The sequence below is a fragment of the Actinoplanes sp. NBRC 103695 genome (assembly GCF_030269485.1).
Taxonomy (GTDB): Bacteria; Actinomycetota; Actinomycetes; order Mycobacteriales; family Micromonosporaceae; genus Actinoplanes.
Map to the genome: position 1 here is coordinate 1 of NZ_BSTL01000007.1, position 13,107 is coordinate 13,107.

The 13,107-nt window shown below is 71.2% G+C and carries 13 protein-coding genes; 8 read left to right on the forward strand and 5 right to left on the reverse strand.

Going from position 1 to position 13,107, the window contains the following annotated elements:
- Window positions 1-606: 606 nt before the first annotated feature.
- Window positions 607-1,434: a peptidoglycan DD-metalloendopeptidase family protein gene (locus QSK31_RS13260; protein WP_285683918.1), complete on the reverse strand. Its 828-nt coding sequence runs from the start codon at window positions 1,432-1,434 to the stop codon at window positions 607-609.
- A gap of 181 nt (window positions 1,435-1,615) precedes the next feature.
- On the opposite strand from QSK31_RS13260, the gene QSK31_RS13265 reads away from it, so the two are divergent.
- The 4 genes from QSK31_RS13265 (at window position 1,616) to QSK31_RS13280 (ending at window position 5,954) form a co-directional block, all read left to right on the forward strand.
- Window positions 1,616-3,175 (forward strand): methyl-accepting chemotaxis protein, encoded by a 1,560-nt coding sequence (locus tag QSK31_RS13265; protein WP_285683919.1) that lies wholly within the window; start codon window positions 1,616-1,618, stop codon window positions 3,173-3,175.
- A gap of 130 nt (window positions 3,176-3,305) precedes the next feature.
- The gene (locus tag QSK31_RS13270) at window positions 3,306-4,055 is read left to right on the forward strand and encodes a PHP domain-containing protein (protein ID WP_285683920.1); all 750 of its coding nucleotides are present in this window, start codon (window positions 3,306-3,308) and stop codon (window positions 4,053-4,055) included.
- Window positions 4,056-4,101: 46 nt separating this feature from the next.
- A complete protein-coding gene (locus QSK31_RS13275; protein ID WP_285683923.1) occupies window positions 4,102-4,971 on the forward strand; it encodes an SRPBCC family protein in 870 nt (289 codons plus the stop codon).
- 80 nt (window positions 4,972-5,051) lie between these two features.
- Complete coding sequence (locus QSK31_RS13280) at window positions 5,052-5,954, forward strand: CDP-alcohol phosphatidyltransferase family protein (RefSeq protein ID WP_285683925.1); 903 nt, start codon at window positions 5,052-5,054, stop codon at window positions 5,952-5,954.
- Here the strand turns inward: QSK31_RS13280 and QSK31_RS13285 are convergent.
- Both QSK31_RS13285 and QSK31_RS13290 read right to left on the reverse strand, forming a co-directional pair.
- Window positions 5,926-7,719, reverse strand: a complete 1,794-nt coding sequence (locus QSK31_RS13285) for a sensor histidine kinase (RefSeq protein ID WP_285683926.1) — start codon at window positions 7,717-7,719, stop codon at window positions 5,926-5,928. The two genes, QSK31_RS13280 and QSK31_RS13285, sit on opposite strands and share 29 nt — an antisense overlap.
- A 117-nt stretch (window positions 7,720-7,836) precedes the next feature.
- Window positions 7,837-8,055 carry a DUF7455 domain-containing protein gene (locus QSK31_RS13290; protein WP_285683928.1) on the reverse strand — a complete coding sequence of 73 codons (219 nt, stop codon included), beginning with the start codon at window positions 8,053-8,055 and terminating at the stop codon, window positions 7,837-7,839.
- 174 nt (window positions 8,056-8,229) lie between these two features.
- Here QSK31_RS13290 and QSK31_RS13295 point away from each other — a divergent pair, with 174 nt between their 5' ends.
- The 4 genes from QSK31_RS13295 to QSK31_RS13310 all read left to right on the forward strand — a co-directional run bounded on the left by QSK31_RS13295 (window position 8,230) and on the right by QSK31_RS13310 (window position 11,496).
- Complete coding sequence (locus tag QSK31_RS13295; protein WP_285683929.1) at window positions 8,230-9,504, forward strand: S8 family peptidase; 1,275 nt, start codon at window positions 8,230-8,232, stop codon at window positions 9,502-9,504.
- Window positions 9,505-9,574: 70 nt separating this feature from the next.
- Window positions 9,575-9,985 carry a response regulator gene (locus QSK31_RS13300; protein WP_285683931.1) on the forward strand — a complete coding sequence of 137 codons (411 nt, stop codon included), beginning with the start codon at window positions 9,575-9,577 and terminating at the stop codon, window positions 9,983-9,985.
- A gap of 111 nt (window positions 9,986-10,096) precedes the next feature.
- Window positions 10,097-10,621 carry a SigE family RNA polymerase sigma factor gene (locus QSK31_RS13305; RefSeq protein ID WP_285683933.1) on the forward strand — a complete coding sequence of 175 codons (525 nt, stop codon included), beginning with the start codon at window positions 10,097-10,099 and terminating at the stop codon, window positions 10,619-10,621.
- Complete coding sequence (locus tag QSK31_RS13310) at window positions 10,618-11,496, forward strand: hypothetical protein (RefSeq protein ID WP_285683935.1); 879 nt, start codon at window positions 10,618-10,620, stop codon at window positions 11,494-11,496. The genes QSK31_RS13305 and QSK31_RS13310 overlap by 4 nt, the downstream gene beginning before the upstream one ends.
- Before the next feature lie 63 nt (window positions 11,497-11,559).
- On the opposite strand, the gene QSK31_RS13315 is transcribed toward QSK31_RS13310, so the two are convergent.
- Together QSK31_RS13315 and QSK31_RS13320 are read right to left on the reverse strand one after the other, a co-directional pair.
- On the reverse strand, window positions 11,560-12,318 hold the full coding sequence (locus tag QSK31_RS13315) for a class I SAM-dependent methyltransferase (protein WP_285683936.1): 759 nt from the start codon (window positions 12,316-12,318) through the stop codon (window positions 11,560-11,562).
- Window positions 12,315-13,067, reverse strand: coding sequence for an SDR family oxidoreductase (locus tag QSK31_RS13320; protein WP_285683938.1), 753 nt, complete (start codon window positions 13,065-13,067; stop codon window positions 12,315-12,317). The genes QSK31_RS13315 and QSK31_RS13320 overlap by 4 nt, the downstream gene beginning before the upstream one ends.
- Between the last annotated feature and the right edge of the window lie 40 nt (window positions 13,068-13,107).

A 13,107-nucleotide genomic window follows, 5' to 3' on the forward strand; every position in this document is an offset into this window, starting at 1 on the left:
CCTGCCTGGTCTACCACTCACGTCCGCTCCTACCACCAACCGCGCCCGGCCACCAACCGCGCCCGGCCACGGCCGCGACCGGCCGCAGCAACGGTGAGCAGGCACCCGGGCGCCTGGCAAGCCGCCCGGACCCCGCAGCGGGCGCGGGCAGTGGCTGCCAGGGTGAGCGGGCACCCCGCCCCGACTTCGCACCGGGCGCGGGCGGTGGCTGCCAGGGTGAGCGGGCACCCCGCCCCGACTTCGCACCGGGCGCGGGCGGTGGCTGCCAGGGTGAGCGGGCACCCCGCCCCGACTTCGCACCGGGCGCGGGCGGTGGCTGCCAGGGTGAGCGGGCACCCCGCCCCGACTTCGCACCGGGCGCGGGCAGTGGCTGCCAGGGTGAGCGGGCACCCCGCCCCGACTTCGCAGCGGGCGCGGGCGGTGGCTGCCAGGGTGAGCGGGCACCGCCCGGACTCCGCAGCGGGCGCGGGCGGTGGCTGCCAGGGTGAGCGGGCACCCCGCCCGACCCCGCACCGCGCAAGCGACGGCAACCAGGGTGCAGCAGGCACCCGGGCACCTTGCACACCCGGCAGCACGGCCTGACCAGACCTCAACCTCGAAGGGTGTCTAGACGAGGGGTACGCCGCGGGCGGCCATGAACTTGATCGGGTCGACCGCGTTCAGCCGGGTGGCCGGCGTTCCGGAGTGGACCTCGAAGTGCAGGTGCGGCCCGGACGAGGAACCGGACGAGCCCACGTAGCCGAGAAGCTGACCGGTCAGCACGGCCTGGCCGACGACCACGGACGGCCTGCGGACCATGTGGCAGTACCGGGTCACGTAGTTCAGCGCGTGCCGCACTTCGACGTACCAGCCGCAGCCGGCGGTCGTGCGGCTGCCGTCCACGTCGCAGTTTCCGGTGGAGGCGTTGCAGACCACCCGGATCACGGTGCCGCCGTTGGCCGCCCGGATCGGGGTGTTGCGTGCCGCGCCCAGGTCGACGCCGTCGTGTGCGGGCCGCGTGATCGTCCGGAAGCCGCTGACGATCCCGGCGGACACCGGGTGCATCCAGATCTTCGAGATCGCCGGCGTGGCCGAGGTGGTCTTGGGGCAGGTCGGGATCGGGAACACGGCGCGCGCCACATAGGCGTCGGCGACCCAGCGGTTGTTCGACAGCCTGTCCCAGAGGTTCGTGGTGCGGACCGTGCCGCGGATCGTCACGCCGCGTACCTGGCAGACGATGGCGAGCTTGCCGCCGTTGGTGACGGTGCCGGCGAGCCGGCCGCTCGGCGACGGCGTCTGACGCATGTTGAGCGGGGTGCCGCCGGTCCGGGCGGTGCCGATGCCGGCGATTTTCGCGGCGGCGACGGCGGGTGCGGTGGTGACTGCCAGTGCGCCCGAAGTGATCAGGCCGGTGGCGGCGAGAAGCGTGGCGGCGATGCGATGTCGAGCTTTCATGGACGTCCTTCCCGGCACGCGGTCGCGTGCTCACCGGGTCAGGCTGCCGAGTTCGGGATGCCGCCGGAGGTGCGCCGCCAGTGCAGAACAGTTGCGGGCAAATACACCGAAACGACCGTCGGGGGTCGGGCAGCGCTGAAAGATTGGGGCACCGGCAATGCTTGCTTCCTAGGAGTCGTATATGTCGCGATTGGTGGAACTCGGTGTCGCCAAGCGTCTGGGCCTTATCGTGGCCGCCGGCGTGGTGGCGCTCGGCGCTCTAGCGGTGATCAGCACGATCAGCCAGAACCAGCTCGCCGATCAGGCGGAGAGCGTACGGCGGCTGGAATCGGCTCTGGGGACGCTCAACCACCTGGACACCCGGCAGTCCGAGCTGAAGGTCGACATGTACCGCCAGCTTCTCGGTCAGGACATGGCCCAGGACGTGGCCGACGACGTGACCTCGGCGGCCGAGGCCGCGCAGGCGGTGCAGGACGCGGGTCTGCCGGCCCGGATCCAGCCGATGTTCGACGACCTGAAGCCGGACGTCACCTCGTTCGGCGTCTTCGCCGCGGATTTCGTCCAGCGGGCGGCCACCGCCCGTGAGGCGGCGCTGCGCGACATCGATCAGATCCCGGAGCGCAACAACATCTCCGACGACAAGATCGACGCGATCAAGGAGGAACTGGAGAAGGACATCGCCACCGAGCGCGGCGACATGGACGGCACGACCGGCCGTACCGAGTGGCTGACCGACGGCGTGGCCCTGCTCGGCCTGTTGCTGCTGGTCGGCCTCGCCGTCCCGGTGGCCCGGTCGATCCTGCGGCCGGTGCGCCGGCTCGGCGTGGTGATCGAGTCGCTCGCCCGGGGCAATCTCACCGAGCGCAGCGGCATCACGTCCCGTGACGAGGTGGGCCGGATGGCCGCGGCACTGGACAGCGCCCTGGAATCGATCCGGGCCTCGATGACCGCGATCGGCAGCAACGCGGACGTCCTGGCCAACTCGGCGAGCCGGCTGACCGAGGTGGCCGGCGAGATCGCCGAGGCCGCCAACGACACCGACGTGCAGAGCTCGTCCGCCTCCGCCGAGGCCGAGGAGATCTCCCGCAACGTGCAGACGGTGGCTGCCGGCTCCGAGGAGATGGGCCTGTCGATCCGGGAGATCTCCAGCAACACCAGCGAGGCCGCGCAGATCGCGGCGGTGGCGGTGTCCGAGTCGGCCCGGGCCACCGAAACGATCCGGCAGCTGGGTGAGTCGTCGGCCGAGATCGGCAACGTGATCAAGCTGATCACGTCGATCGCCGAGCAGACCAACCTGCTGGCCCTGAACGCGACCATCGAGGCGGCTCGGGCGGGTGACGCGGGTAAGGGGTTCGCGGTGGTGGCGTCGGAGGTCAAGGATCTGGCTCAGGAGACGGCGCGGGCGACCGAGGACATCGGCGCCCGGGTCAACGCGATCCAGCAGGACACCGGCGGCGCGGTCGACGTGATCAGCCGGATCAGCGAGGTGATCGCGAAGATCAACGATTACCAGACCACGATCGCCAGCGCGGTCGAGGAGCAGACCGCGACCACCGCCGAGATGAGCCGGAGCATCAGCGAGGTGGCCTCCGGCAGCAGCCGGATCGCGGCCAACATCACCGACGTCGCCCACGCCAGTGCGAGCGCCGTGCAGGGCGTCAACCAGACCCGCCAGGCCAGCTCCGAGGTCGCGCGTACGGCCGAGGAACTGCGCGGCCTGGTCTCCGCGTTCCGGCTCTGACGCCGTACGGCTGAAGCTCTGCGGGATTGATACTGTCCTGCACCACCTCCGCATCTCGCATTCCACCGCCGGCGGCCGACTATTTGCCCAGACGGGAAGAGCTCGTCGGTGAGCAGTGCGGGAGCGGATCGTGGGCGCAGAGCAGGAAACCATCGCGGCGGGCAGCACCCTCGACCTGACCGTGGACGCGCACGTGCACACCGGCTTCGCGGCCGGCCGGGACAGCGTCGGTGTGGTCGTGTCGGCCGCCGACCGGGCCGGGCTCACCGCGATCACCTTCGCGGACCAGGTCGCCCGGGACACCACCTGGCTGCCCGCGTACGCCGACGCGGTGCGCCGTGCCCGCCGCCGTACCGAGCTGACCCTCCGCATCGCCGCCGAGGTCGAGGTCGTCCGGCCGGACGGCTGGCTCGCCTGGCCCGCCGCCGACCTGGGTCACCTCGAGGCGCTCTCGGTCGCCATCACCCGCCTGCCCGCCGACGACGGCCCGATCGGCGTCCGCGAGGTCCGGCAGATGCTCGCCGCCGGCACCTTGACCGAGGCCCAGGTGGCCGAGATCGTGGTCGGCGCGACGATCCACGGGCTGGAGCGCGCCTCCCGCTACGTGCCTACCCAGCTGGCTCGCCCGCTGAGCCTGCTGTCCCAGGTCGGCATCGACACCGAGAACCCGGCGAACGGGGTGCTGGCCACCGAGGTGCTCGACCAGATCGCCGACGCGTGCCGGCGTACCGGCACCGCGGTGGAGGTCAGCGAGGCGTGGCGTAGCCCGTCGCCTCGGACGGTGGCCCGGCTCCGGGAAGCGGGAGTGCCGTTGGTCGCCGCGAGTGACGCCCGGTACGCCGCCGAGGTCGGCCACTGGCAGTACCTGCACCGCGTCTGAGGCAAAACCAAACGCGGAGAGTACTGGCATACGTACTCTCTGTCGCATGAGTCTCGTTCAGCAAACCATCGAGGTCGGCGCCCCCCTGCACACGGTGTACGAGCAGATCGCGGCGCTGGAGAACTACCCGCGTTTCATGACCGGGGTCGAGCAGGTCACGCCGATCGGCGCCGACCGCACCCACTGGGTCATGGATGTCGACGGGCACCGCCGTGAGTTCGACGCGCAGATCACCGAGCTGTCCATTGACGAGCGCATCACCTGGGCGACGACCGACGGCCCCCGGCTCAGCGAGACCATCACGCTGCGCCCGGTCGGCGAGACCCGGACCCAGCTGGTGGCTCAGCTCGACGCGGACATCGCCTTCCTGCTGCCCAGCGACCGGCACGGCCAGGAGACCCTGACCCGGCAGCTCAAGAACGACCTGACCACGTTCAAGGGTCTGGTGGAGAGCGGCGTGCTGGGCGCGCACCCGCTGGGCTCGCAGGGTATGGGCGGGGCCAGCTCGAAGCAGCTCACCGGCAAGTCGAGCACGGTCTTCGGCAGCCCGCCCACCCCCGCCTCGGTGGCCGGCCGGATCAAGCGGCGCGACACCCCGCACCCCGGCGCAGGCTGGGGGACGAGTTCAGGCTCCGCCTTCAGTCCGGTCAGGGGCGGCGGGGATGGGGATGATCTGGCCCGGATGGGTACGAGCGCCGACATCACCACGGCGCCCGGCATCTCCAGTCCGCACGACCTCGACGACGTGCTCGCTCCCGGCCGCAGGATCGGCGGCGCCCCGCCGGTCCGGGGCGGCGCGGCCGGTGCCCGGATCGGCACGGCCGAGATGGGCGGCCGTACGCAGGCGAAAGACGTCTGGGGTGACGGAATGATCAATGAAGAGGACCGTGGGAGTTCACACGATCACCAACGGTGATGTTACGGGCTCCCTGATAATTCGGTTACAAGCACCGCACTCCGCTTGCAAAGGTGCCTGACGAACGGCAAGTTAACGGAGTGCAACGCATCGCCCTACAGGAGATCACCGACCGGACGGCCAAGCGACGTGACGCTTGGTGGACCGTGCTTCTCGTCGACCCGCTGGCCCTGCGGCTGGTCAGGCTGGTCTACCCGTACCGGTGGATAACGCCGAACCTGCTGTCGCTGTTCGCGTTCGTCCTCGGCCTGGGCGCGGCGGCCTGCTTCGCCATGCAGGACAGGTGGTGGCTGGTCGGCGGCGCGTTGCTCTTCCACCTGGCCTTCGTCATCGACTGCATGGACGGCAAGATCGCCCGGCTGAACGGCACCGGGACCATCTTCGGCGTCTGGTTCGACTTCATCTTCGACCGGATCCGGGTCGTCCTCTGCACCATCGCGCTGTTCGGCGGGCAGTACGCCAAGCACGACGACGTCGCGTACGTCTGGCTCGCCGCCGCCGTGATCACCATCGACCTGTTCCGCTACCTCAACGGGTCGCAGATGGGCAAGATCAAGAGCAACATGACGTCCCGGCTCGCCGAGGCCCGCGGCGTTCGCCCCGACCTGCCGTCGCCGGACGAGGAGGAGTCGGACTCCGAGGACGCCCGCCCGGCCATGCCGCCGCCCGCGGAGGGTGATACCGGCGCGTACGTCCGGATCCGCAACTGGCTGCTCCGCAGCCGGATCCGCACCCACCTGTTCAGCGGCATCGAGTACGAGATGACGGTCTTCATCGTCGGCCCGCTGATCGGCTTCGTCTTCTGGACCTCGATCGTCTCCGGCGTGCTGCTGCTGGCCTTCGAGGCGCTGCTGGTGCTGCGGCTCTACCAGCTCACCCGGCGCTTCCCCAAGCTGCTGGCCAAGGCCGAGCGCGAGGGCGAGCAGGCGCGGCCGGCGGCCGGCGACGGCGACGTCACGACACCGACGCCGACTCGAGTGTGACGACCAGGCGCGCGCCACGCGGGTCGGCCGGCTCGTAACGGACCGACCCGCCGTTCGCCTCCACCAGGTGCCGGACGATGAACAATCCCAGACCGGCGCCGCGCATGAACCGCCCGAAGAGGCTCGGCAGCAGCTCGTCCGGGATGCCCGGCCCGCGGTCCTGCACGGTCAGGACCACCGAGTCGTCCTGCTGCCAGGCCCGGATCTCCACCGGGGCCTCGCCGTACGCGTACGCGTTGGCCAGCAGATTTTGTACCACCGCGTGCACGTGCCCGCGGTCGGCCAGCGCGGAGACGTTCTCGCCGACCAGCACCTCGACCGTCCCGTCGGCGGCCCGGCCGGTCGCCACCGCCGCCTCCACCACCTCGCGGATCGGCACCGGCGTGCGGCGGGCGGTGACCGAGCCGGTGTCCAGCCGGAACAGCAGCTGCAGGTCGTTCATCATCTTGATCAACCGGCGGGTGTTCCGGTCGATCTTGGTGGCCAGCTCCTGCCGGATGTCGTCGGGCAGGTCCGCCCAGTCCGCGACGAGCAGCTCGGCGAGGCTGGCGATCGAGCTGATCGGCTGGGCCACATCGTGCGTGAGCATCGAGGTCAGGTCGTTCTTGAAGGCCAGCGCGGCTTCCAGCCGGGCGTTCGCCTCGCGCAACTGCTCGTTGCCGAGCTCCAGGTCGGCGGCGTGCGCCCGGACGGACTCCTCGGCCCGCTTGCGGTCGGTGATGTCGACGTAGGTGGCGACGTACGCCCGGGCCGAGCCGTCCGCGCCGGGCACCGCGGCCATCGTGGCCAGCACCGGCACGTCGGCGCCGTCGCGGTGGCGCACCGACCAGTCGCCGGTGCCGTCCGGCGGCAGGATCTCGGGCAGCCGGCCGACGGCGTCCTCGTGCCGGTGCCCGGTCAGCTCGCGCCAGCGCCGGTTCACGTCGATGACCCGGTGGTTGGCGTCCAGCACCATGACCGCCTCGTTCATCGACTGCAACAGCGTGTTGGCGAACTCCTGCCGGGTGTGCAGCTCGGCGACCAGCTCGCGGTGCCGCCGGTCGGCCGCCTCCAGCGAGCGGATCAGGTGCGCGATCAGGGCCAGCACGGCCAGGGCGGCAAGAATCGCGCCGATGCTGATCGCGACCGGCGGGCCGGAGATCCCGGTCCGCACGGCCAGCGCGCTGACCAGGGCCGCGAGCACGGGAACGGCGATCAGGGCCGGCAGCGCCCGGCGCACCGTGGTGCCCGCGCCGGCCATCGCCGAGGTGCGCAGTGGTCCCGCCTCCGGCCGGGCCAGGATCGCGCCGACCGTGAGCATCAGCAGGGCGCCGGCCAGGTACGGCGACATCAGCGTGACCGGGCCGCTGCCGTCCGGGAAGGTCGGCGCGAACATCCGTGGCACCAGGGCCACCAGCGCGATGGTGGCGGACCCGGCGAGCAGGGGATCGGCTACCCGGAAGCGGCGGGCGCGGCGGGCCGTGAGGCGGATGTCGAGGACGGCCAGGGCGGCGGCGGCCAGCACGGTGGCCACGCCCGCGGCCGGATGCGACGGCAGGGCCAGCGCCCCGAGCAGGCCGGCCGCCACGGTGAGGAGAAAGCCGGTGATGCGTACGGACAGGCGCCGGACGGGAAGAGTGGCCAGAACGAGCGCCAGCCCGGCGGGCAACAGTGCCGCCGCCGGGCTGGAGTCAAAGCTGAGATCTGCCGAGGGCGGACCCGCCACGCCGTAAAGGACCGTCGCGACCCCGGCGCACCCGGCACCGAGGCGGGACAGCCTGCTCACGTCATGTGTCGCGAATGGCAACCGCGCCCTCTCTCAGACGGGGTCAATTCCCCTAATAAGTGAGGTAGCCATCATATCGGGCAGATGCGGCACATCGCGGCAGATGCGTTCAAGTGGTTACTGTGCGATACCTGCCCACTCGAAGCCCTTCTCGACGCGCGCCAGGGTCGCCAGCGGCGCCAGTTTGCCGGCGTTCCGGTTCGCGTGGTGCCCGCAGAAGGCCAGCGTGCCGGTCGGCAGAGTGACCTCCAGCTTTGCCGCCGCCCCGCAGCTGTCGCACCGCTCGGTCAGCTCGTCGACGGTCACGATCTCGGGAGTGCTCATCAGTGTCGTCATCATGGCTCTCCTAGTTTCTAGCCTCGCGGTGCTGACAGCCGGTAATTCGGCTTTCCGCGGTACCGAATTAGCTCTTCCGGACCGGTCGGGTTCGCCTGCAACTCAGGCGCAACCCGGGAGATCCCCGGGAGGCTCCGCCCGATCCACACTCTGTTCCCCGAAGGTGACTCCGGCATGCGCACCGAAGAGGTGATGTGCGCCGGAGCCGACAAGGGGGGACCTTTTCTGATGATTCGTAACCACGGCCGGCGCCGCGCCGCCCGCTTCGTGCTGACCGCCGGTGTCGCCACCGCGGCCGCCGTGACCGGTTTCGCCGGTTCGGCCGCCGCCGGAACGCCCACCGCGCTGCCGACCGGCACGATCCTGGAGACCGACCGGGCCGCGGCGATCGCGGACAGCTACCTCGTTACGTTCCACCAGAAGAACGGTACCCGCGCCGCCGACGTACCGGCCGAGGCGCAGCGTCTGGTCCGCCGCTACGGTGGCGCGGTCCGGGAAAGTTTCACCGCGGTCGGCGGTTTCCACGCCACGATGACCCGCACCCAGGCGCGCCGGCTGGCCGCGCACCCGGCCGTGCAGTCGGTCGAGCAGGACGCCCGGATCAGCGCCGACGGCGTGCAGAGCAACCCGGCCTGGGGCCTGGACCGGATCGACCAGCCCGCGCTGCCGCTGTCGAAGACGTACACCTACCGCTCGGCGGCCGGGGTGACCGCGTACGTGCTGGACACCGGCATCCGCACCACCAGCAAGGAGTTCGACGGGCGGGCCCGGGCCGGGTTCGACGCGATCACCAAGGGCGGCAAGGCGGAGGACTGCCAGGGGCACGGCACGCACGTCGCCGGGACGATCGGTGGCGCCATCTACGGTGTGGCCAAGGACGTGAAGCTGGTCGCCGTGCGGGTGCTGGGCTGCGACGGCAGCGGGTCGTACTCGGCGATCATCGCGGGTGTCGACTGGGTCACCAAGCACGCGGTCAAGCCCGCCGTCGCCAACATGAGCCTCGGCGGCACCACCAGCAAGACCCTGGACGACGCGGTGAAGAAGTCGATCGCCTCCGGCGTCACGTACGCGCTGGCCGCCGGCAACGACAAGAAGGACGCCTGCCGGCAGTCGCCGGCCCGGCAGCCCGACGCGATCACGGTCGCCGCGACGGACAACACGGACACCCGGGCGAGTTTCTCCAACTTCGGCACATGCGTGGACATCTTCGCGCCGGGCGTGAAGATCGTCGCCGCGTCGTCGACCTCGGACACCGGCACCAAGACGATGAGCGGCACCTCGATGGCGAGCCCGCACGTCGCCGGTGCCGCCGCGCTGGTCCTCGGCGCCCAGCCCGCGTACACGCCGAAGCAGGTCCGGGACGCGTTGGTGGCCAACGCCTCCACCCGGGTCGCCGACCGGGCCGGCTCGCCCGCCAAGCTGCTCGACACAAGCTGGCTGAACGCCTGACGATTGCCCGAAACCGGCAACCGCAGGCGCTGTGTACGGATAGCGTGACTCGCGAAGACAAGGGGGAACCATGACGGAGGTGACCGAGAAGCGTCCGACCGTTCTCGTCGTCGACGACGAAGAGGACCTGCGCGACATCATGCGGCGGATGCTCGAGCGCCGGGGTTTCGACACCCTGGTCGCACCGGACTCGGAGTCGGCGATAGCCACCTGCCGTGAGCACGAGTCCGTGATCGACGTGCTGGTCACCGATCTGGGCCTGCCCGGCGCCTCCGGTGGCGAGCTGTCCCGCGCGGCCACCTCGCTGCGCCCGGGCATGGGCGTCGTCTACATCTCCGGGCTGCCCAAGGACATCGCGGTCACCAAGGGCCTGATCTCGGAGGACGCCCTGCTGGTGAAGAAGCCGTTCACCTCCGAACTGCTGATCGAGGCGCTCCGGCTGGTGATCTCGCAGCGGCCGGATCCCGGCCCCGATTCCTAGCACCGTCAGCTGAGCACCATCCGGCGCCGCCGGTCCGTCACGGACCGGCGGCGTTTTGTGTGTCAACCTTCTCCGGACTCCCGTCGTCTTGTTCGAGACGAAAGGAGAGCGATGTTGTGGAGCCGACGCTTCGACGGCCTGGACACGCTGGTCGCCGAACGGGGTAACGCCCTGCTCGCCACCGCGGTCCTGCTCACCGGAAGCCGGGCAGCGGGCGAGGACCTGCTGCAGGCGGCCCTGGAACGACTGATGCGCTCGTGGGACCGGGTGCGTACGGACCGCGAACGATATCTGCGGCGGACGATGTACCACCTGGCGATCGACGCGTGGCGCGGCCGCAAGCGGCGGCCGGAGGTCTTCGCGCCGCACGAGCCACCGGGCGCGCCCGACGCGACCGACGCGCTGGACCTGCGGGACGCGCTGAGCCAGGCGCTGACCCAGTTGCCGCCGCGCCAGCGCACCGTGCTGGTGCTGCGCTACTGGGAGCAGCTGAGCGAGGCGGAGACGGCCGAGGCGCTCGGCTGTTCCGTCGGCACCGTCAAATCGACCACGTCACGGGGCCTCGCCCGGCTCCGTGAGCTGACCGCCACCTGGGACGACAACCGGATCACCTCCACGAACGGGACGCCGAGATGAACACTGACCTGGAAGAACGACTCATCGACAGCATGCGGCACGAGGCCGGCGGCATCACCCTCACCAGCGACGTCCTCGGCCGGGCCACCCGCCGCCACCGCCGCCGCACCACCGCGATCCGGGCCACCTCCGCGCTCGGCGTCGCCGGGCTGGCCGGCCTGCTGGTCGCCGGCATGACCGGCGGCGGCGCGCCGGCGCCCGGACCCTCCGCCGTCCAGCCCGTGTCGGTCGCGATGCGACTGGCGAGCGCGACCGCGGCCAGCGACGAGATCAGCTACCGGATGCGCCTCACAACCGGCACCCAGAGTGGACCGGGCGTGACTTACGAGGGCGCCTTCGACCCCCGCACGGACACCGGTTACGTCCGTCAGCCGCAGGACGACTCGGTGGTGACCGAGCTGCTGATCAACGGAACCCGGTACATAGGAGGCGAACGGCCGCTGCAGCCGCTGCCGGCCGACAAGGGCAAGGGCGAGAAGTACGGCCGGTACGGCCAGTACCCCGGCAAGTACGACAGCCTGTCGCTGTACGCCGGCACGGACAGCGTCCTGGGCGCGGCGACCCCCGACCCGGCGTCCCTGCGGAAGGCGTTGCGGGGCGCGAAGGTCACCGAGAACCCCGACGGGACCATGCATTTCGAGTACTCGGCGAAGTACACCTCGAAGTACGGTCACGGGTCGTCGACCACGACCGGCGATGTCACGCTCGACCGCGACGGCCGCATCGCGAAGGTGGCGACGCGTTCCACATGGGAGGCGGTCGAGCAGGGTAAGGGAGGCCCCCAGCAGGGCACGTCCACGGCCACATTGGAACTGTTCGACTACGGCATCCCGGTGACGGTCAAGCGCCCCAAGGACGTCGTCCCAGCCAGCTGAAACAGTGGTAGCCCAGGGAGGTGTCCGGGCCTTGGATGCCGCCCGGGCCTACCACTCCCGGGCCTACCACTGGCCCGGCCAGGTGACGGTCAGCTCGCCGAGGCGCCAGCGGTTCGGCTCGTGCAGCAGCGGCAGGCCCTCGGCGTGCAGGGTCGCGGCGGCGTGGCGCCAGCGCTGCCTCGGCCCGAACGGTCCGGCCGCCACGTCCCAGGCGTGACCCAGGGCCCGCAGCAGGTCGTGGATCGGCTCGCCCGGCACGTTGTGGTGGATCAGCGCCTTGGGCAGCCGCTCGGCGAACGTGGCGGGATGGTCCAGATCGGACAGTCGCGCCGACAGGGTCAGGGTGAGCGGCCGGCCGTGCTCGACGTACGCCCAGGCCGCCACCCGGCCCAGCTCGTCACAGGTGCCCTCGACCAGCGCCGCCCCGGTCGCGGTCATCGTCCGCCAGGCGGCGGCCACCTCGGCCTCGTCGTACTGGCGCAGCACGTTCAGGGCGCGGACCACGACCGGGCGCAGGCCGGCGAGCTCGAAGCCGCCACGGCGGAACTCCAGCCGGGGCGGGTCGGCGGCCGGGAGCGCCGCGGCGACGCGTACGGGATCGATCTCCAGACCGACCACCGCGACGTCGCGCCGGACCCGGGAGGCCAGCCGCTCCCGCAGCTCGATCGCGGTCACCGGCGTGGCGCCGAACCCCAGATCGACCACCAGCGGGTGCGCCGCCGCGGCGAGCAGATCCCCGCAGCGGTACGCGATCCAGTTGTCGACGCGGCGCAACCGGTTCGGGTTGGTCGTGCCTCGGGTGACCGCGCCGACGGGTCTCACTTCTGCCGGAACACCTTGTGCTGCGCGGCCTGCACGATCGGGCGCACCACCAGCCGGTCGATGTTGACATGGTGCGGCCGGGTGGCCGTCCACGCCACACAGTCCGCGATGTCCTCGGCGACCAGCGGCTCGGGCACGCCGTCGTAGATCGCGTCGGCCTTGGCCTGGTCGCCGAAGCGGTTCAGGGAGAACTCGTCGGTGCGCACCATGCCGGGATCGATCTCGATCACCCGCACCGGCTTGCCGACGATCTCCAGGCGCAGCGTCCCGACCAGCGCGGCCTGGGCGTGCTTGGCGGCGCTGTACCCGCCGCCGCCCTCGTAGACCACGAACGACGCGGTCGAGCCGATCGTCACGATCGTCCCGGCGCCGCTGGCCTCCAGCGCCGGGAGCAGGGCCTGGGTGACCCGCAGGGTGCCGAGCACGTTCACGTCGTACATCCACTGCCAGTCCTCGACCGAGCCGGACGCGACCGGGTCTCCGCCGTGCGCGCCACCCGCGTTGTTCACCAGCAGGGTGAGCGTCCCGTCCAGGCCGGCCACGGTCGCCCGCAGCCGTTCCACGGAGGCGTCGTCGGTGATGTCGCACTCGACGGCGGTGGCGTCGCCGACCTCCTTGACCAGCGCCTCCAGCCGGTCCGCGCGCCGGGCGGCGACGACCACGTGGAAGCCCTCGGTGACCAGGCGGCGGGCCGAGGCCGCACCGATCCCGCTGGACGCTCCGGTGACCACGGCGAGTTTCTTCGTCATGCCCCCGATCCTGCCTCATGCTGAGCCTCCCTTTGTCATG